This is a genomic window from Desulfobacter sp. (assembly GCA_028768525.1).
GTDB lineage: Bacteria > Desulfobacterota > Desulfobacteria > Desulfobacterales > Desulfobacteraceae > Desulfobacter.
On record CP054837.1, the window covers coordinates 4,092,676 to 4,111,918 of the forward strand.

At 53.9% G+C, this 19,243-nt stretch carries 14 protein-coding genes; 3 read left to right on the plus strand and 11 right to left on the minus strand.

Annotation, left to right across the window (positions count from 1 at the left end; translation table 11 throughout):
• Positions 1-5 precede the first annotated feature (5 nt).
• Complete coding sequence (locus HUN04_18175) at positions 6-2,336, plus strand: response regulator (protein ID WDP91521.1); 2,331 nt, start codon at positions 6-8, stop codon at positions 2,334-2,336.
• Between the two features lie 145 nt (positions 2,337-2,481).
• Here HUN04_18175 and HUN04_18180 read toward each other — a convergent pair whose 3' ends face one another.
• Positions 2,482-2,898, minus strand: a complete 417-nt coding sequence (locus HUN04_18180) for a NifB/NifX family molybdenum-iron cluster-binding protein (GenBank protein ID WDP91522.1) — start codon at positions 2,896-2,898, stop codon at positions 2,482-2,484.
• A 97-nt stretch (positions 2,899-2,995) separates the two neighbouring features.
• Positions 2,996-4,516, minus strand: coding sequence for a DUF1846 domain-containing protein (locus HUN04_18185; GenBank protein ID WDP91523.1), 1,521 nt, complete (start codon positions 4,514-4,516; stop codon positions 2,996-2,998).
• 389 nt (positions 4,517-4,905) lie between these two features.
• On the opposite strand from HUN04_18185, the gene HUN04_18190 reads away from it, so the two are divergent.
• Positions 4,906-5,103 (plus strand): hypothetical protein, encoded by a 198-nt coding sequence (locus HUN04_18190; GenBank protein ID WDP91524.1) that lies wholly within the window; start codon positions 4,906-4,908, stop codon positions 5,101-5,103.
• Positions 5,104-5,135: 32 nt separating this feature from the next.
• Here the strand turns inward: HUN04_18190 and HUN04_18195 are convergent, their stop codons facing one another.
• The 7 genes from HUN04_18195 to HUN04_18225 all read right to left on the minus strand — a co-directional run bounded on the left by HUN04_18195 (position 5,136) and on the right by HUN04_18225 (position 12,109).
• A complete protein-coding gene (locus HUN04_18195) occupies positions 5,136-5,435 on the minus strand; it encodes a hypothetical protein (GenBank protein WDP91525.1) in 300 nt (99 codons plus the stop codon).
• Position 5,436: 1 nt separating this feature from the next.
• Positions 5,437-6,288: an ABC transporter permease gene (locus HUN04_18200; protein WDP91526.1), complete on the minus strand. Its 852-nt coding sequence runs from the start codon at positions 6,286-6,288 to the stop codon at positions 5,437-5,439.
• Positions 6,285-7,142 (minus strand): ABC transporter permease, encoded by an 858-nt coding sequence (locus HUN04_18205; GenBank protein WDP91527.1) that lies wholly within the window; start codon positions 7,140-7,142, stop codon positions 6,285-6,287. Before HUN04_18205 ends, HUN04_18200 begins: the two co-directional genes overlap by 4 nt.
• The gene (locus HUN04_18210) at positions 7,139-8,230 is read right to left on the minus strand and encodes an ABC transporter ATP-binding protein (protein WDP91528.1); all 1,092 of its coding nucleotides are present in this window, start codon (positions 8,228-8,230) and stop codon (positions 7,139-7,141) included. Before HUN04_18210 ends, HUN04_18205 begins: the two co-directional genes overlap by 4 nt.
• 179 nt (positions 8,231-8,409) lie before the next feature.
• Positions 8,410-9,459, minus strand: a complete 1,050-nt coding sequence (locus tag HUN04_18215) for an extracellular solute-binding protein (GenBank protein ID WDP93336.1) — start codon at positions 9,457-9,459, stop codon at positions 8,410-8,412.
• A 218-nt stretch (positions 9,460-9,677) separates the two neighbouring features.
• Positions 9,678-11,678: a Cache 3/Cache 2 fusion domain-containing protein gene (locus HUN04_18220; GenBank protein ID WDP91529.1), complete on the minus strand. Its 2,001-nt coding sequence runs from the start codon at positions 11,676-11,678 to the stop codon at positions 9,678-9,680.
• A 2-nt stretch (positions 11,679-11,680) separates the two neighbouring features.
• Positions 11,681-12,109, minus strand: coding sequence for a hypothetical protein (locus tag HUN04_18225; protein WDP91530.1), 429 nt, complete (start codon positions 12,107-12,109; stop codon positions 11,681-11,683).
• 575 nt (positions 12,110-12,684) lie between these two features.
• Between HUN04_18225 and HUN04_18230 the strand changes: the two genes are divergently transcribed.
• Positions 12,685-14,772 (plus strand): TonB-dependent receptor, encoded by a 2,088-nt coding sequence (locus tag HUN04_18230; protein ID WDP91531.1) that lies wholly within the window; start codon positions 12,685-12,687, stop codon positions 14,770-14,772.
• A 187-nt stretch (positions 14,773-14,959) separates the two neighbouring features.
• Here HUN04_18230 and HUN04_18235 read toward each other — a convergent pair whose 3' ends face one another.
• Positions 14,960-16,363, minus strand: coding sequence for a sigma-54-dependent Fis family transcriptional regulator (locus HUN04_18235; protein WDP91532.1), 1,404 nt, complete (start codon positions 16,361-16,363; stop codon positions 14,960-14,962).
• A complete protein-coding gene (locus tag HUN04_18240) occupies positions 16,360-19,161 on the minus strand; it encodes a cache domain-containing protein (protein WDP91533.1) in 2,802 nt (933 codons plus the stop codon). The genes HUN04_18235 and HUN04_18240 overlap by 4 nt, the downstream gene beginning before the upstream one ends.
• Between the last annotated feature and the right edge of the window lie 82 nt (positions 19,162-19,243).

Below are 19,243 nucleotides of genomic sequence, written 5' to 3' on the forward strand. Positions count from 1 at the left end.
ACACTATGCAAGATACTGAACCTGTCAGCCTTAAGAATTCGGTTGTCACCAAGCTGCTTCGCTACGTGTTTTTAATTTATTTGCTGGTAGCTTTTGTTGTAACTGTATTCCAGATGGTGTCGGAGTATCGGCGGGCGGAAGACAATGTTATTCAAGATTTAAAAAATTTTTACGTTACTTTGAATCCAACACTTTCCATTGCGTTATGGGAGGCGGACAGTGATCAGATGCAGTCCATTCTTCAAGGTGTTATCAAAAATCCGGCGATTTCTGGACTGAAAATCAACGACCTTTCGGAAAACTATGTCCGCAGGGTTGGTAAGAATATTCTAGTGAACGATGAACTGAAAAGCCATGAAAAGGGCTCATCAGGCATACGTATTGATAGTAAGGGTAATGATCTGTTCGGGTATCAATTCCCCATTAATTATTCCGGGCCGGACACAACCCATGAAATCGGCAGGGTGACGCTTTATTCGAGTGCTTTCGTGATTTTTGAGCGGGTTCAATACAGCTATTTATTTATCATCGTCAGTGCCATTATTAAAACGCTTGTCCTTTGGATTGTTTTTTTGTTCTTTAGCCGTTTCCTTCTGCAACGCCCCCTGGCTGAATTGACTTCCACTTGCAAAGAGATTGAATTGGATAACCTGGAAAACATTCGGGTTAACCTCAACGCATCGGGTAAGGATGAACTGTCGATTTTGGCCGAGGCGCTCAACAATATGGTGCAAAAGTTATTGAACTCCAGAATTCTTCTTAAAAACTACAACCAACGGCTGGAACAGGAAGTTTCGGAGCGTACCCTTGAAGTGCAATCGTCACAGGCGGAACTCCAGGCATTATTCTCGGGTATGACGGATGCCGTATTTATGCTGGATAATGAGGGGCGTTATCTCAAAATCGCTCCCACTTCGATAGGAATTCATTTCAAACCAAAAAAGGAAATGATCGGCAAAACCCTGCATGATCTGTTTCCACGGGCAGAAGCGGATTTTTTCCTCGACCGGATTCATCAATGCTTGAAATCTCAACAAAATATCAGCATGGAATACGCTTTGGATATAAAAGGGCAAGAGATATGGTTTGATGGACGGATATCCCCCATGTCCGAAACGGTTATCGTCCTTGTGGTCCGTGATATCACCGAGCGAAAACAGGTTGAGAGAGAAAAAATCAAGGCTCAGAAGATTGCAAGTGAACATAAGAAATTAGCGTTAGTAGGACAGATTGCCGGAAAAATGGCTCACGATTTCAATAATGTCCTTGGAATTGTCATGGGTAATACTGAACTTGCGCTTAAAAAATGCAATGATGAAAAGCTAAAAAAGAGGTTGGAATTAATACTTGAACAGACCATCCGGGGTAAAAATTTAACCAAAAATCTGGTTGCGTTTGCAAAAGATCAGGAACCCAGACATGAATATTTCAGAATTACTGAAAAAATTGACCTTGTATTGAAACTTTTGCAAAGAGAGCTTGACGGCATTAAAGTCGTCAGGGAATATAATCCTGCCGTGCCTGATTTGCTTGCTGATTCCGGAATGATTGAACATGCTTTGGTAAACCTCATTCAAAATTCAATCCATGCCACGTCCAAGTCTGAACATCCCAAGATTACTATCCGGGCCTATTCTCGGAATGAAGCCATCTGTATTGAAATAGAGGATAATGGATGCGGTATTCCTGAGGACGCTCTCGAAAGGATTTATGACCCTGCTTTTACCCTGAAAGGCAGTAAGGATGTCATCGGGTCATATGAAGCAGGTATCAGGGGAACAGGCTATGGGATGGCCAATGTCAAAAAATATATTGAGCAGCATAAAGGGACCATGTCTGTTCAGTCAAAAGTCGACTCCGGCACTGTGTTTTCTATCCATCTGCCCGTTTTCAAAAAAGAGCTGACAAGTGAGGAGAAGACGACGATTAAAAATGAAATCACACAATATGAAAAGTGCATCCTTCTTGTTGAAGATGAAACGGCTATTTCAGATGTTCAATACAGGGTATTAACAGAAGAGCCCTGTAACCATAAAGTCGATATTGCGCATAACGGCCGGACTGCAATGGACTTGTTCGACAGGAATCACTACGATTTTGTGAGTTTGGATTATATCCTTCCGGGAGATACGAATGGTATGGATGTTTATCATCATATCAGAAAAAGTGAGAAGCGCACCCCAATATTGTTTGTTTCAGGGAATTTACAGTTTTTGGAATCAATACAGCAATTGAAACAAAAAGATCTTTACATTGACCACATATCAAAGCCCTGCCAAAATAAAGATTATGTCCAGGGCATCAATAAATTGATGGAACAGACAAATCAACAATGATGGAAGTTTGTCCGGGGCCACCCGCTCTTGCCGCCGCCGGGTTGTGGTATAACAGATTGTGAGGGAAAAGCCGGGCGGCTGGAACGCCGGACTTGAAAAAAAGGCTCCGGTGGGTTTTTTGCCGGAGCCTTGTGATTGTAATGGGTTACATCAGGGGCTTGCGCGGCTTTAAGGGGGTAGGGCTGTGATGGTGGCCGCAGGCGTCACCGTGGCCGCCGCAGGTGTGGGCCATGGTCATTTCCATGAGGCTGCCGGCCTTGAAACGCTCAATGTGCTCGTTGATACCGCCTTCCTCTGCCTTGTATACCTTGATGCCCCGGTTGTTGAGGCCCTGGATGGCGCCGCCGCCGATGCCGCCCACGATCACCACATCCACCAACTGGCCGTTAAGGGCCTTCATGGGGTTGCACTGGCCGTGGGTATGGTCAAGGTCCTGGTTGTTGATGCTGGAAACCTTCTGGGTTTCCGTGTCAAATACCACAAAAAAGGGGGCGGAGCCGAAGTGGCCGAAAATGTCACTGTCAAGGCCATCGTCTTTTTTTACCGGAAAACACAATTTCATAGTTGAACATCCTTTCAAATTTAAAGTAGACCATCAATATGGTCATAATTTAAAAGAACTCAACCCCTAATTTGTGATAACCCGTTTTCCGTTTTTCCTATAAGGTATACAGATCGTCGGTGGCAAATACGGAATCCGTGGTCAGGTTGACCCCCAGGCGGCGCAGCCCTTCCTCATCCCCGGGGGTGGGCATGTGGGTCATGTGCATTTCGCAGCCTGAAAAATTTGTAAGCTTTGCCATGGCCAGCTGTACCGCATGGTTGGAGGTGGCGCTGATGGCCAGGGCGATGAGGGTTTCCTGGAGGTCAAGGCTCAGGCTTTTTTCCCCAAGTATATCTGTTTTCAGGCTGGTGACCGAGTCGCAGACGGCATCGGGCATGAGGTTGATTTTGCTGGGGATGCCGGCCAGGTGTTTGATGGCCCGTACAATGGCACTGGATGCGGCATGCATCCGGGGGGAGTTGCTGCCCTGGATGATGGTGCCGTCCCGCAACTGGATGGCAGCCCCGAAATACACCCCCTCGTTGCCCAGCCTGGGGTCTGATTTTGCCCCTTCTGCAGCCTTGCGCGCCGGGATGACAACGGCCCGGTCTTCCACGGTGAGGTTGTGCTCCTTCATGATAAGCTCGGCCCGCTGGACCGTATCCTTATCCGTCAGCCCCAATGCGTATTCGCACTTGTAGCGCAGGTATCGGCGGATCATCTCCTGGCGGGACGCTTCCCTGGCGCCTTCGTCGTCGACAATGGCAAACCCCACCCGGTTAAGCCCCATGTCGGTGGGGGATTTGTAACCGGCATCGTCCCCGGTGATTTTTTCCAGGATCCGCTTGAGCACGGGATAGACTTCCACGTCCCGGTTATAATTAACCGATGTTTCCTGATAGGCTTCCAGGTGGAAGGGATCGATCATGTTGATGTCGGCCAGGTCGGCGGTGGCGGCCTCGTAGGCCACGTTTACCGGGTGCTTCAGGGGCAGGTTCCACACCGGAAAGGTTTCGAACTTGGCATAGCCGGACTGGATGCCGTGCTGGTGGTCATGGTAGAGCTGGGAGAGACAGGTGGCCATTTTGCCCGAGCCGGGCCCGGGCCCGGTGACAATCACCAGGGGTTTGTCGGTTTTGATATAATCATTGGCCCCGTATCCTTCTTCGCTGACAATAAGGTCCACATCCGTGGGGTATCCCTTGGTGAAGTAATGGGTGTAGACGTTGATGCCCCGTCGTTGCAGTTTCTTTTTGAATACCAGGGCGGCGGGCTGGTTGTCGAACCGGGTGATGATGACGCCCTTGACGCTGATCTCCCAGGCCTTGAGGTCGTCGATGATCTTGAGGATATCCGTCTCATAGGTGATGCCGAAGTCGGCCCGGATTTTTTTGCGCTCAATGTCGCCGGCAAAGATGCAGATCAGGACTTCGGCCTGCTCCCGCAGCTCATGCAGCAGCCTGATTTTGATGTTGGGGTCGTAGCCGGGAAGCACCCGGGCGGCGTGGTAGTCGAAAAGCAGCTTGCCGCCGAATTCAAGGTAGAGTTTGTTGTCGAAGCGGTCGATGCGCTTTTGGATCTCTGCGGCCTGTTCCCTGAGGTATCTTTCATTGTCGAAGATCGTTCTGTCTGTCATATCCGTCCCCTGGAATTGCATTTGAATAACAGCAGGAGGGTGTATCACAACCGGGGGCGAATGACAAATGATTCCAGCGGTCCCTTTCCTTCTACCGAATCCCTGGGACCGGACTGGGTTCGCGGTGCTTTTCCTCTAATTTTTAATTTTGGAGGACAATTTCGGCAGGATACGCTGGGACCCAGGGTGGCAATCCTATCCTGCCTGTTATATAGTATAAAAAACTGGCCCATCAGCGTTCTTACAGTGTTTCTTCCTCCAAGACCGTGAGTGCCCTATAATCGCGGTACGGCCCAAAGCGAATCCCCATATTGATATGCCGGTTTTCAATTCCTTTAGTTTGATTGCTTAATACATAGAAGGAGGGGCTCTGCCCCGGGGAGGTTGGCATGAAATGGAATCGCAGAAAAATGATCAACAGGTCTCCAGACGACCGCAGGCAGAACCTGGGTACATCCTGGAAAGGGGATGAAAGGAGGGGGGCCTGCGAGAAAAGAGAAAAATGGGAGCGGGTTTCAACCTGGAGCAGCATCCACAAGCCCCTTATCCTGGGCGAATTTAATGGGGCCCATCAATTCCTGCCCTGATCGCAATTGCACCGGGGATCGTACTTTATATATTAGCCGGCCTGGAGCGGCTCTTTTCCTCCGGCATTGGCGGATTTGATGATGAATCCGGGGAATTCCTTTTTAAATTCCTTTTCCATGGCGGTTTCGATCTCCGACAGCACGGCCATGTTCAACACCGAGCAGCAGGCCTTGGACTTGCCCATGGGGGCGTAGAATATGGTCAGTATATTCATCTTTTCGCTGACCCGGACCTTTTCCACCAGGCCCATCTGGGCGGCGGTCATCCCGGACTGGGGATCTTTGACCCGGTCCAGGACGGCATCTATTTTCTTCTGGATGTTCGGATTCATATCATTCCTTTTTGCTGAAATATAAATTGATCAGGGCCAGGAGCGAGGTGCCGAAAATCATGAGAAAGGAAATGGCGTTAATCACCGGTGTGCTGCCGTCCCTGACCTGAAGGTATAGGTTGATGGGCAGGGTGGCGTCGGAACCCACCAGAAAGAGGGTGGTGTTAAAGTTCTCAAAGGACATGAGAAAGGAGACCGCCAGGGCCCCGACGATGGCCGGCCTTAAAAACTTCAGGGTGATGTGGTAGATGGTTTCGAACCGGGTGGCCCCCAGGTTCATGGCCGCCTCCTCCAGGGTGGGGTCGAATTTTTTCAGCCGGGCCGAGACCACCAGGGTGACAATGGTGGTGATAAATGAGAACTGGCCCAGAACCACCAGCCAGAATCCGGGGCGGAAAATTTCGAAATCCAGATTAAAATGGTTTTCGAAAAACAGGCCCAGGGTGTTGGAAAAGAGCAGGATGGAGATGCCCAAAATGACGCCGGGAATAACAAGTGGCGCGATCATGAGGAAAAAGAGCAGGGATTTGAAGGGGAATTCCTCCTGTTCAAATAAAAAGGCGCCCATGGTGCCCACGGCCGTGGAGAGGATGGAGACCCAAAAGGCGGTTTTAAAGCTGATCCAGATGGAGGCCAGGTTGATCTGGTCGTGGAAGATGCCGGTGCGCTCCAGGGAGTTTCCGAAAAACCATTCCAGGGTAAATCCCTTCCAGGGAAGGGAGGGAAACATGGAGTCGTTGAAGGCCAGCACGCAGGTTACGGCCAGGGGGGCGAAAAGAAATATAAAATACAGGGTGACGTAAAGGCGGAACCCTGCGGAATAGGTCTTGGTCTGGGGGATGTTGCGTATCATTGGACCACCTTTCCCAGTTTCTGGCCGGTGAGTTTGAGGCCGGCCCAGATAATGGCCGAGGAAAGGATGAGCAGCAGAAAGCCGAAGGCCGATCCCTGGTTCCAGTTGAAGGAGGCGATGAACTGGTTGTAGATCTGCTCCGTGAACCAGAGGCTGTTTTTTCCGCCCATGAGGTTGGGGGTGAGGTAGTTGCCCAGGGTGAGCATGAAGACCACAATGGAACCGGAGACGATGCCGGGCATGCAGTGGGGGATGATGATCCGCCGGAATATGGTCATCACATTGCCGCCCAGGTCGTAGGCCGCTTCAATGAGGCTGTTATCCAGGCTTTCCAGCACCGAGAGCAGGGGCACCAGCATGAAAAGCATGGAGGTGTAGACCAGGCCCATGACCATGGTGGCGTCGTTGTACAAGAGCTCCACGGGTTGGTTCCATAGCCCCAGCCCCGTCATGAAATGGTTGATCACCCCGCTTTCCCTCAGCAGGATCATCCATCCGTACACCCGGACCAGTTCCGAGACCCAGAAGGGCATGAGGATGAGCAGGGAGAGGAATCCCTGGAATTTGGGGGAGACCACCTTGGTGATGAAAAAGGCCACGGGCATGGTGATGACAAAGGTCAGGGCCGTGACCAGGACGGAAAAAAGGGCGGTGCGGGCAAAGGTCCGCCAATAGATGGGTTCGGTAAAAAACAGGGTGAAGTTGGACAGGGAGAACCCCATCTCCCCCAGCTCGTTTTCCGCCCCCAGGGACATGATGAGCATGTCCACCTGGGGCAGGACAATGAGCAGAAAAAGCCAGAGCAGTACCGGGGTGATGAAGATCACCAGCCCCCATCGGATGCCGTTTTTCATTGGGCCTCCTTGGGAAAGAGCATGGCAGAGGCCGGGTCCCATCCGGCCGTGACCCTGTCACCGGGGCGGATGTGGTCGAACTGCCGGGTCTGGGGCAGGGAAACCTGGATTTCCCGCCCGGTTTCCGGCAGGACGGCCAGAAGCCTGGAGTTGGCCCCGTCAAAGAGCAGGGAGGAGACCTTAATCTCAAACCGGTTCAGCTCCGCCCGGCCGGGATCCGGTTCCAGCACAATGGCCTCGGGCCGCAGGAAGAGATCCGCATCCGTGCCCGGTCCTGCACCGGGGGCGGCCTTGGCCTTGAATTCATGGCCTTCCGGGGTGGTGACCACGGCCAGATCATCGTTGACGGAATCGATCCTGCCCTCCCATTTGTTGTTTTCCCCCACAAACTGGGCCACAAAGGGGGTGGCCGGGTTGATGTAAAGGTTTTTCGGGGTGTCCACCTGTTCGAATTTCCCCTGGTTCATCACGGCCACATGGTCGGACATGACCAGGGCCTCGCTCTGGTCGTGGGTGATGTAGACAAAGGTGGTGCCGACCTGGGTCTGAAGGGTTTTGAGTTCGATTTTCATCTGCTCCCGCAGCTTCAGGTCCAGGGCGCCCAGGGGCTCGTCCAGCAGCAGCACCGAGGGCTCCAGCACCAGACTCCTGGCAATGGCCACCCGCTGGCGCTGGCCGCCGGAGAGCTGGTCCACCTTTTTGTCCTCAAATCCGGGCAGGCCCACCCGTTCCAGAATGGCCGCCGTCTTTTTCCGGATCACCGGCCGTTTCTCCCGCAGGCGCTCCAGGCCGAAGGCAATGTTCTGCCCCACATTCATCATGGGAAACAGGGCCAGGTTCTGGAAGATCAGGTTCACGGGGCGCTTGTTGGGCGGAATCCCGGCCATGTCCCGGCCGCCGATGGCAATGGTGCCCGAAGTGGGCTCGAAAAAGCCGGAAATCATTCTCAGCAGGGTGGTTTTCCCGCAGCCAGAGGGCCCGAGGATGGAAAAAAACTTTCCCTTTTCCACCTCAAAACTGACATGGTCAACGGCGGTAAATTCTTTGAATTTTTTGACAACGTCCTGAACGGATAGATCAATTTGCATAGGGGGCGTACCTTAAAATAAAAAAACGAAAAAGCTGACGAACCTTGTTTCTTTGTTTGGATGAAAATTTGCCCAGATGCAAGGCGCAGTGCCCGGTTGAAACCGGAGTGTACTGGAGTACATGAGGATTTCAGCCGGGCGCTGCAACGAAGCAGATGAGTGAATTTTCGTTCAAACAATTATTTGGCTGCTTTTACTTTATCCAGCACCATGCCTTCAATGGATTCCAGCTTGGCCGGCACCGGGGGATACCATTTGATATTGTCGATGTCGGCATCGGAGAAGCTTCTTTCAAAGTTGCCCCGGACCTTGGCATCGGTGAGCTTGATGGCGCCCTTGGAGGCGGTGCCGTATTTTTCCAGGTTGGTGAATACGGCCGCGTTTTCAGGATTCAGCATGAAGTTGATCCACTTGTAGGCGCCGTCCACGTTTTTGGCCTTGGCCGGGATGGCAAAGGTATCGATCCAGCCCAGGGCGCCGCTTTTGGGGGCCACGAAATCGATGTCGGGATTTTCTTCGTGGAGTTTCCAGCCGCCGTTGTCCCAGGCCATGGCCAGGTAGACTTCGTTGGCCCGCATGGACTGGAGCAGGGCGTCCCCGTTGGTCCAATAGTTTTTCACCAGGCCTTTTTTGGCGATGAGTTCATTGCCCACGCTGTCCATGAGTGCCTTGTATGCGGCGGCATCGCTGTATTTGGCAAAGGGATCGTCGCCCATGGCAAAGGCCATGGCAATGAGGGTGGGCCGTTTGAGGCGGTAGCTGACCCGGCCGCTGTAGGCTGAGTTGAGCAGGTCGGAGTAGTCGGCGGCCGCCGGGGCCATCTTTTTATTGACCACCAGGCCGGAGGTGCCCCAGCAGAAGGGCACGGCATGGGGGTTGCCCTTGACCATGGTGTTGTTTTTCACGGCGTCCAGCATGGAGGTGATGATCTGGTCCTGTTTGATCCGGGACATGTCCATGGCCTGGTAGATCTTATACTTGGCCTGAACCGATGAGATCCGGTCCTGGCTGGGCTGGGCCAGGTCGAATCCGGCGCCGCGGGTGGCCCGCAGTTTGGCGATCATCTCTTCGTTGTTGGTGTAGGTGACCTTGACCTTGATGCCGGTCTGGGCTTCGAATTTTTCCACCAGCACCTTGGGGGCATACCCTTTCCAGGTCAAAAGTTCCAGGGTTTCGGCCCCTGCCGGAGCGGCCATAAAACAAAAAAACATTGCCAGTAATACTACCATTGATTTTTTCACGAGTGCTCTCCTTTAGACAGTCATTGATACCATATTGGAATTGGTTTCAGGGTTGGCCGGAAGCGAATGACAGGCCGCCACCGAAATAACCCTATGATAATTTCATTTTTTGGAAAAGGAGTAAAGGAATTTTATGGTGAGTATTTTGTTAGAGAAAAGGCCGGGCAGATGATCCTGCCCGGCCGTGGGAGAGAATGATACTGGTGTTAGTTCAGGCGGAAACGTGCCACCATGCCGTTGAGATTTTCTGCAAGGGCGGAGAGTTCCGTGGCACTGGAACTGACCTGGCTGCTGCCGGTGTGCATTTCGTCCGAGGCCCGGCTGACCCCGTGGATATCCTGGGTCACATCCCCGGCAACGGTGGAGGTCTGGTTCACGTTGACGTTTACCTCCTGGACCCCGGCTGCCGCCTGGCTCACATTGGAGGAAATTTCCTCGGTGGTGGCGGACTGCTCTTCAATGGCAGTGGCCACTGAGCCGACAATGGCATTGATGTCGTTGATCACGGCCACGATGGATTCAATGGCGGACACGGATTCTTCTGTGGTGTGCTGCACATCCTCAATGCGGGATCCGATTTCCTCGGTGGCCCGGGCCGTCTGCTGGGCCAGTTCCTTTATTTCTCCGGCCACTACGGCAAAGCCTTTACCGGCGTCCCCGGCCCTGGCCGCTTCAATGGTGGCGTTGAGGGCCAGCAGGTTGGTCTGTTCCGAAATATCGGAAATGGTGTCCGTAACCTTGCTGATATCGGCTGCGGCACGGCCCAGGGCAATGACCTTTTCCGAGACGGCTTCGGCCTGGGCCACGGCATGGGCAGTGGTTTCGCTTCCTTTGGCGGTGTTGGCCGCAATTTCGGTGATGGTGGCGGACATTTCTTCAGCCGCCGAAACGATCATCTGGATGTTGGCCGTGGTCTGCTCGGTGGCGGCGGCCACGCTGGTCATATTGGTGGCCATCTCTTCGGCTGCCGATGCCACGTTGGTGGATTTTTCAGAGGTCTGAGAGGCGCTGGAGGCCATCTGTTCGGATATGGCGGACAACTCCGTGGAAGATGAGGTCAGGGTCTGGACCCCGCCGGTGATATCGGTGAGCATGCCGGTGAGGTTTTCCGTCATATGCTGCATGTTGGCGTAGACGCCGGTGGCGGCTTTCCCGTCTCCGTTGAACCGGATGGTCAGGTCGCCCTTGGCAATGCGGTTGGCGATTTCAGCGATCTCGGCGGGATCTTTGCCCAGCTGGGCCATCACCCCCCGGACGAACCAGAGAACACCGGCAATGGTAAGCCCCAGAAAAACTGCGGCCACGGCCATGATCATGTTGCGGATGGTGACTGCGGCGGCCAGGAATTCTTTTTCGTTCTGGGTGACTCCGATGCTCCAGCCGGTGGCGGCCACAGTGGCAAAGCCGGCGATTTTGTCCACTCCCTTGAACCGGTAGGTATCCACTCCGGATTTTCCCTCCATCATCTGGCTGACGATGGATTCCATTCCGTCAAGCCGGGTCAGATCCAGGTCCAGTATGTATTCTTTTTTGGGATGGGCCAGAATGATGCCGGCTTTGTCAATCATGAAGGGGTAGCCGGTTTCACCGATTTTAATACGGGTAATCTCCTGGCTTAGTCCGGCCATCTGGATCACCGAGGCAAAGATACCTGAGAATTCACCGCTTTTTGTTTTCAGGGGAACGGCCACCACCACAATGGGGGTCTGGCTGGCTTTGGACATCGCAGGGGTGCCCACGCTGACCTGCCCGGCCCTTGCCTCGGAAAAATAATCCCTGTCCGAGACATTCATTTTGCTTTCCCTGTAACGTCCCCCGGCACTGTCTGAAATGGTCACGCCCTTGTCATCGGTCACAAAGAATAGGTCATATCCCCGTCCGATTTCCTTGAAGCTTTTGCCGAGGAAGGCATCCAGGGCATTGAGCCGTGCTCCGGCATTTTCCAGGCCGCCGGTGAACACGGCTTCGGATGCCTGGGACACCAGGGGGGCAACGGCCATTTCCCTGGCCAGCTTGACCTCCTGGGCCATCATCATGTCTGCGGTATCCGCCAGGCTTGCGGCCAGGCGGCGGGCCTGGCCTTCAGCCGAGGTGACCAGGGCCTTGGATGCGGTATTCACGGCAAAAACGCCGACAACGGCCAGGGGCACCATGGATGCCAGGATGCCGCCGATGATAAGCTTGCATTTTAATGATCTTTTTTTCATGTTTACCTCCCCCTTATTATGTCTAGGTATTGAGATATATTATTTGTTTTTTTCATGGCCTGCCGGCGCCTGGAAATCTGTTCCAGGACTTCCAGAATTTCTGCTTCTCCGGTGTCCGCCGATCCGATGAAGCTTGGATGCAATTGCAGCCCCCGGGTGACGGCACGGCGGGAATCGGGGCCGGAGAGCATAAGAATCAGTTTTTTATTGTCGAGAAAAGAAGCCAGGCTGAATAAGTTTTCCAGATCCCTTTCATCCTTGATAAAGATAACCAGGACATCAATATTGTTCAGCGGACGGCCCACCGCCCCTTCAAGTTCAGCCATGCTCCCCGAACCGGTGATCCGGATGCCGGGAAGCCGGTTCTGGATCTTGGCGCCGAGAACTGCGGCCTCTTTTTTTGCGGTGTCTGCATGAATCAGTATTTTCATTTTACCGTCCTTATCTTTGGATGTTGCCAAGATTCAGAGCAGAAATTGTGCCAGAAGTAGGGTGTTGTTGAAATTTTAAATAATTTTAATGGGTTATTTGTCTGGACGGCGGGCGGGGGCTTTAGGATGCCAATCTTGATTCCTATAAATAGGAAAGGTTTCATTCCTGAAAATAGGAATGGGGGGGCGGATTCCGATGAATTGGAAGCGCCTTTTACCCCTTGACAAAACCCAGATGATTTTTTAAATCCAGAAAACCATATTGTCATGAAGACAATTAATGTAGATTAAAAATTGTTTATTATGATCAGGGCGGCAGCGAACCGGTCTGGTCCGAAATCAGCGAACCATGAAGGCGCTCCCCGGTGAACCGGGAGGAGATGTTTTCATGGTTTTTTTATTGGAAAACGGGGCAGCCGGACCCCGGCCAGGAATGCGGCTGCCCCGCCATCGCGGTAATTGCCTTCTGAAAAATGCTAAGACGGCAATTGACTTTTATACTATGCCTGATCTGTGCAGAGGTCAATTCGTTCGGCGTTTTTCCAGGAGGCGTACCGGCCCAAAGGAGAATCTTGATGAATACCCTGACCCGTTGTTTGTTGTATCACGCTCTCATGCTCCTGATCTGGATGATCCCCGCTTTGCCGGCATTTGCCGACGGCCAGGAGACACAAAAGGTTTCCCCCCAATCCGGTTATGACATGGGGGAGATGGTAATAACCGCCACCCGGTTTCCCGTACCCGTTGACAAGGTGGCTGGAAAAATCGAAGTCATCACGGCCAAGGATATTGAGTCCCTTCCCTTTGAACGGGTGGACGACCTCCTCGGCTATGTTACCGGCGTGACCGCAGACAGAACCGATCATATTTTCTCCCTCTCACCCCGGGTTTCCCTAAGGGGGCTGGGCGGCAATGTCCCGGGTCGGACCCTGGTGCTTATCGACGGCCAGCCGGCCTCCACCGGTGATACCGGAAATATGAGGTGGAACCGTATCAATACAGCGGATATACAGCGCATTGAAATTTTTAAGGGCCCCGGATCATCGGTTTACGGTTCCAATGCCATGGGCGGCGTCATCAATATCATTACCCGGCGCCCTGACAAAAATGTTGAGGGGTCGGCCTCTGTGGGATACGGTACTTATAACACGCGCAAGGGCTCGGCCCGTCTGGCCGGGCGCCAGGCAAAGGATTCCGGATTTTACGGACAGGTGGCGGCCACGGGCCTTAAAAGCGACGGTTTTACCTCCCTTACCTCATCATCCAGCCATTACGACAACCGCATCGACCGGTTTGTGGAGGAGTTTACTCTAAATACCAAGGCCGGATATCAGTTCAGCCCCGGCCAGTCCCTTGAACTGGGATTCTCCTATTTTGATGACGCCAGGGGTGAAGGATACCGCTATAACCTGGAAGACGGCTCCAGCCGGGATTTTGACACCAACAGCGCCAACCTGCTCTATAAGCTGGAAAAAGGAGACTGGCAGATCAGGGCCGGCGGTTTTTACCAGAAGGAGGACTATTTCTATCACCGGGATTTTAGCGACATTGACGATGTATATACGGTCAGTTCCGACAGGGAGGACTTCGGTTCCGCCATCAGCCTGTCCAGGGCGCTGGGTACGGCTCATTCCCTGACCTTCGGGGTTGACACCCGCTTTTCCAGCGTGGACGCCATAGATGATTATGATACCTCCGACCAGTTTGCCGCCAACAAAGGTGAGCTGGACCAGTACGCCGTCTATGTCCAGGACCAGTATACGGCCATGTCGGACCGCCTGATCCTTACGGCAGGGTTGAGGTTTGACCAGGTACGGTTTCACAGCGGCAGCTACCAGTCCAATTCAGGCGCATTCAGTGCGCTTTCCGGGGATATGGATAGCAACTCCTGGAGTGCATTCTCCCCCAAACTTGCGGCCCGTTACCATGTCACCCCGGACTTCAGCCTTTATACCTCCTATTCCAGGGGATTCAGGGCGCCGATCCTTGATGCCCTGTGCCGGTACGGCATATTCCACGGGCGGTTTTACGACGCCAACCCGGACCTTGAAAACGAAACCATCGATACATTTGAAATCGGCGCGGACTCCTCCTTTGTGGATAACCGGCTCAACCTTTCCATTTCCGCCTTTTATTCCAGGGGTAAGGATTTCATCTACAGCGTGGACACCGGTGCGACCCGGTTCCTCTGGGGGAAAAACCGCTCGGTCTACCTGATGGAAAACGCCAGCGAGGTACGGATCACAGGTCTTGAAGCCGATGTGGATTTCACAATCTGCCCCGGCGTCAAACTCTTTGCCGGATATGCATTCAACGACTCGGTCATCGATACCTTTGATAAGCGGCCCGACCTTGAGAACAAGCAGCTGGAGTATGTTCCGAGGCATTCCGGGCATGCAGGCCTGCAATGGCTGAACCCAGTGGTCAATATCAGTGCGGTCCTCCGCCATGTGGGCACCCAGTATTCCGACGACCAGAATACGGAAAAACTCAACGCCTATAAAACCGTGAATCTGAAATTCTGGCGGGAGCTTGCCTGCATTACCCCGGGCCTTAAAGCGACGTTGACCCTCCAGAACCTGCTGGACGAAGAATACCTGGTCAGTGACGATGATAAAGGGCCGGGGCGGTTTATAATGGCTGAACTCAGTTACCAGTTTTAGCCGCCAAACCTTAATGAACCGGAAAATGCAAAGCCGGACAGGTCCGGTGCGGATTTTCCGGTTCAGGCAGAATCCTGCGCCCTGGGCGGTATGTATTTAAACCGTTTCCAGGTCGCTTTCCGGTGGGCATGGTTTAATTAATTATTTGCAGAGTGAAAATGAGTCTGTGGAAAACAGTCCGGATCCGCTATTCTGAAGAACCGAATCCTGGGATGCCGTGTTTGGCCAGCAGGCCATACAGCCGTGACTGGGAGATGCCCGAGGTGTGGCAGGCGGCTTTCCTGTCCCCCTTTGACCGGTTCAGCAATTCTTTGAGATAGGTTTTTTCCGCCCGGTCGCGGTAAGTGGATAGCGTGGGCAGGGGCAGGTCCGGGTCAAGGGCGTCCGGGACGGCTGGGTCTGTCTCCCTGGAGGAATCGTTGAATTTCAGGCCGGCCACCCGGTATTCCGGGGGCAGGTGCTTGGGAAAGATCGTGGGGTCCGCACCGGCGGAGGCCAGGACATATTCCAGGAGATTTACCAGCTCCCGGACGTTTCCGGGCCAGGGATGGGCGGCCAATGCATCCAGAAAGCTTCTGGAGAGGGCTTTGGGAGGCATGTTATAGCGGGCCGCCAGTTCATGGATTTTTTTCAGGGCAATCTCTTCAATGTCATCTCCCCGTTCCCGCAGGGGCGGCAGGGTGATGGTCATGGTCCGGATCCGGTAAAGCAGATCCTTTCTGAACAGGTCCCGGGTCACCAGTTCATCCAGGTTCAGGTGGGTGGCGGCAATGAGGCGTATGTCTACGGGGATTTCCCTGGTGCTGCCCACAGGGCGGACCGTCCGTTCCTGGAGGGTCCTCAGCAGGGACCGCTGGGCGGGAAGGGGCAGGTCCCCCACCTCGTCCAGCATGAGGGTGCCCCGGTCCGCCCGGGTGATCAGCCCCTCCTGGTCTTTGCCGGCCCCGGTGAAGGCGCCTTTTGCATGGCCGAATAGGGTGCTTTCCACCAGGGTGTCGGGCAGGGCCCCGCAGTCCACGGCCACAAAGGGGCGGCCGGCCCGGGGGCTGTTGTCGTGGACGGCCCTGGCAAATAATTCCTTTCCCGTGCCGGTTTCCCCGGTGATGAGTACGCTGACATCTGTGGCCGCGGCCTTGGCCACCTCTTCCAGGCATTTCTCAAGGACCGGGGAGGCGCCGATGATATCTTTGCGGACCAGGGGGACCGGGTGGCTCTCCGTTTGTTTTTCCTTGCGGTATTCAAGGGCCCTGGTGATGGGCAGGGTGACTTCGTTGAGGAGAAAGGGTTTCTGGACATAATCCCAGGCATTGTATTTAAAGGCCAGCTCCGCGCCCCCGGCATCTCCTGTGCCGGTGACGATGATCACCTCCGGCGGGTCGGGGAGGGCGGTCAGTTCGGGCATGAAGCCCAGGCCGTTGCCGTCGGGAAGATCCAGGTCTAAAAGCACCAGGTCAAAGCTGCGGGCGGCGATCTCCTTGCGGGCCTCTCCCAGGGTATTGGCTGTTTTGAATTCAAGGCCCATATCCTTGAGAAGCTCTGTGAAAAAGAGGCAGATCTTTGTATCATCGTCAATAACCAATACCCGGCTCATGTCTGGTCTCCTCCTTTTCCCAGCGCCCGGGCCACGGCCTGGGACAATTCCCCGGCGATCATGGGCTTCATGATCACATCCGCCAGACCCTTTTTCCGGATGCTGTCCCGGGTGATTTTTGCACTGAAACCCGTGCAGAGAATAATGGGAAGATCCGGCCGGATTCTTTTGATCTCCTTGGCCAGTTCAAGCCCTGTCATTTTGGGCATGGTCAGGTCCGTGAGCACAAGGTCAAAATTCTCCGGATCATGGCTGAACCGCTCCAGGGCATCCAGGGCGGACTCAAATCCTTCTACCCCGTATCCCAGCTTCAATAACAAATGGGAACTCCATTGGATGATGCTGGGCTCATCATCCACCAGAAGGATCTGGCCCTTTCCCATCACAAGGGGGGCTTCTGAGGGGGCCTGGGTTTCTTCCAGGTCGGCCCGGTCCGGGAGCAAAAGGGTGAAACAGGTTTCCTTTCCCGGACTGCTTTTGACGGTGATGCTGCCGTCCATCTCCTTGACAATGCCGTAAACCAGGGCCAGTCCCATGCCCGTGCCTTCTCCCCGGACCTTTGTGGTAAAAAAAGGTTCAAATATTTTTTCCATCAGCTCTTTGGGAATGCCTTTGCCGGTATCTTTGACATCCAGGCGGATATAGGCGCCCGGGGAGAGTTCGCCTGCCCCTGCCATATCGTCGTTTGAAAGGGTGACGGCGTCCAGTTCAACCGTCAGGGTGCCGCCGGCCTCTTTCATGGCATGGGCGGCATTTGTGAACAGATTCATGAAGACCTGGTGCATCTGGGTGGGGTCGGCCATGACCAGGCCGTCTTCGTAGTGGATGTGGCGGCGGATCTCAATGTCCGGCGTCAGGGAGGCCCTTACGAATTTCAGGCATTCTTTGACCAGGGGGGTAATGCGGACAGCGGTTTTGCTGACATCGGCCTTTCGGCTGAATGCCAGGATGTGCCGGACCAGGTCCCTGGCCCGGAGTCCGCCTGCGAGGACATTGTCAAGCTTGTGGCAGATGTCCGAATCCTTGTCCACCTTGAGTTTGGCCAGCTCCGTAAATCCGATGATGGAGGATAGAATATTGTTGAAATCGTGGGCAATTCCGCCGGCAAGGGTGCCCAGCGCCTCCATTTTCTGGGTCTGCCTGAGCCGTTCTTCCAGTGCCTTTCGCTGGGAGATGTCCCGTGTGATGCCCAGCACCCGGTCCGGCTTGCCCGCGGCATCCCTGAGGATCCTCGCCTTTATTTCAACCCAGCTTTTGCTGCCGTCGGTTTTGACCATTTCAAGTTCAAGGATTTTATGGCGGTCCGGATCCACCCCGGGGTTGCCGTCCCTGGCAACTTCCGCGGCAATGGCGGCGGATGCCCGTTCAAAGGAAGCCGCTGTCATGTGTTTTCCCATCTCCATGCCTGAAAATTCATCGGGCTGGTATCCGTATAATTGGGCCATGGCCGGGCTGGCATAGGAAAAACACATGGAGGACAACTCCAGAATCCAGATGCCGTCCGTGGCATTGTCGGCCAGGAGCCGGTACCGTTCCTCACTTTCCTTGAGTTGTTTTTCGCTGCGGCTTTTCTGGATGATTTTCCACATACCGTCCATCATGAGCTGCAGCTGCCGGATATCGGATTCGTTGTAGGGGGCCTCCTTGTTGCCCACCCCGGCAAGGGCCACGATCTTGTCTCCGTCGAATACAGGGACGGTCAGCACCCGCTGAATGGGGATATGGCCATGGGGATACCCTTTTTTATTTTCATCCTCATGGGCGGGATAATCGTTGATCATCACCGGCTCCCTGGTTCTCACCGCATTTGTCCACAATCCGGTGTGTGCCAGCTCATAGATCCGCTGCTTGTCTTCCAGGGCACACTCCTTCATGGCCTGCTCCGACCGGGTATTCAGGGTCAGCAGGGACTCGGATTTATTCATAAAGGCGATGAATCCGATCCGGCTCTGGGTCAGCTTGATCCCCTCCTCAATGGCAAAATTGGTGATGGTTTCCGGGGATCTCCCGGCCAGGCGGTTGAGCTCCAGAAGTTTTTTCAGCCTCAGCTCTTCCAGGGCCTGGGCATTCTGGGCCGTGTTTTTCTTTTTTTCAATCCTGACCACCTGCACCGTGATATACAGGGAGAGGAGGATGATGAAGGCCAGGACGCCGGTGAATATCCCCAGGAACTGACGAATGATGGACCCGATTTCTTCATTGATGTCATTTTCATATACCCCGGTGCCGATGATCCAGCCCCAGGGCTTAAACCCCCGGACATAGGATATTTTGGGTTCCGATTCCCCGGCGGCGTCTTTCCACTGCCAGTGGTAGTTCACATATCCGCCCCCTTTGTTCATTACCATTTCCACCATGGCCATGAAGAGATAGTTGCCCACGGCATCCTGGAATTCGGTGAGGTCCCGGCCTTCAAGTTCGGGGCGGTAGGGGTGCATGATCATGATGGGGTGGTAATCGTTGATCCAGAAATAATCCTTGCCTTCCGGGCCGTACCTGAGATGGCGGATCATGCGGATTGCTTCGCTGCGGGCCGTTTCCGGGGAGATCTCTTTGCGTTTTATCCGGTTTTCATATTCGGCGAGCAGGCTGACGGCGGAATCGGTGAGGTGGCGGATGCTTTCCTTTTTTTGTTCCAGCAGCTGGTCTTTCTGGCTGGGGATAAAGAAAAGGAATACGCTGACCAGAAAGATGATATAGGTCAGGTACAGGGGAATGAGTACCCTGAGGGAGCCGGTGATGATTTGCTGTTTTACACGGCTTTTGCCGTTCTGTTCCTGGCGGCCGGATACGCCCATTGATATCCTTTGGGAAAATGGTGTCCTATAGATTAACCACTGCCGTATTGTACCATTCCTGCTATCGGCGTCAAGGGCCGGC

Excerpts from the sequence above, each read along its gene's own strand:
- HUN04_18230 (WDP91531.1), top strand. The coding sequence starts at position 12,685 with ATGAATACCCTGACCCGTTGTTTGTTGTATCACGCTCTCATGCTCCTG.
- HUN04_18185 (WDP91523.1), bottom strand. The coding sequence starts at position 4,516 with ATGACAGACAGAACGATCTTCGACAATGAAAGATACCTCAGGGAACAG.
- HUN04_18190 (WDP91524.1), top strand. The coding sequence starts at position 4,906 with ATGAAATGGAATCGCAGAAAAATGATCAACAGGTCTCCAGACGACCGC.
- HUN04_18200 (WDP91526.1), bottom strand. The coding sequence starts at position 6,288 with ATGATACGCAACATCCCCCAGACCAAGACCTATTCCGCAGGGTTCCGC.
- HUN04_18205 (WDP91527.1), bottom strand. The coding sequence starts at position 7,142 with ATGAAAAACGGCATCCGATGGGGGCTGGTGATCTTCATCACCCCGGTA.
- HUN04_18215 (WDP93336.1), bottom strand. The coding sequence starts at position 9,459 with ATGGTAGTATTACTGGCAATGTTTTTTTGTTTTATGGCCGCTCCGGCA.
- HUN04_18220 (WDP91529.1), bottom strand. The coding sequence starts at position 11,678 with ATGAAAAAAAGATCATTAAAATGCAAGCTTATCATCGGCGGCATCCTG.
- HUN04_18210 (WDP91528.1), bottom strand. The coding sequence starts at position 8,230 with ATGCAAATTGATCTATCCGTTCAGGACGTTGTCAAAAAATTCAAAGAA.
- HUN04_18195 (WDP91525.1), bottom strand. The coding sequence starts at position 5,435 with ATGAATCCGAACATCCAGAAGAAAATAGATGCCGTCCTGGACCGGGTC.
- HUN04_18225 (WDP91530.1), bottom strand. The coding sequence starts at position 12,109 with ATGAAAATACTGATTCATGCAGACACCGCAAAAAAAGAGGCCGCAGTT.
- HUN04_18180 (WDP91522.1), bottom strand. The coding sequence starts at position 2,898 with ATGAAATTGTGTTTTCCGGTAAAAAAAGACGATGGCCTTGACAGTGAC.
- HUN04_18240 (WDP91533.1), bottom strand. The coding sequence starts at position 19,161 with ATGGGCGTATCCGGCCGCCAGGAACAGAACGGCAAAAGCCGTGTAAAA.
- HUN04_18175 (WDP91521.1), top strand. The coding sequence starts at position 6 with ATGCAAGATACTGAACCTGTCAGCCTTAAGAATTCGGTTGTCACCAAG.
- HUN04_18235 (WDP91532.1), bottom strand. The coding sequence starts at position 16,363 with ATGAGCCGGGTATTGGTTATTGACGATGATACAAAGATCTGCCTCTTT.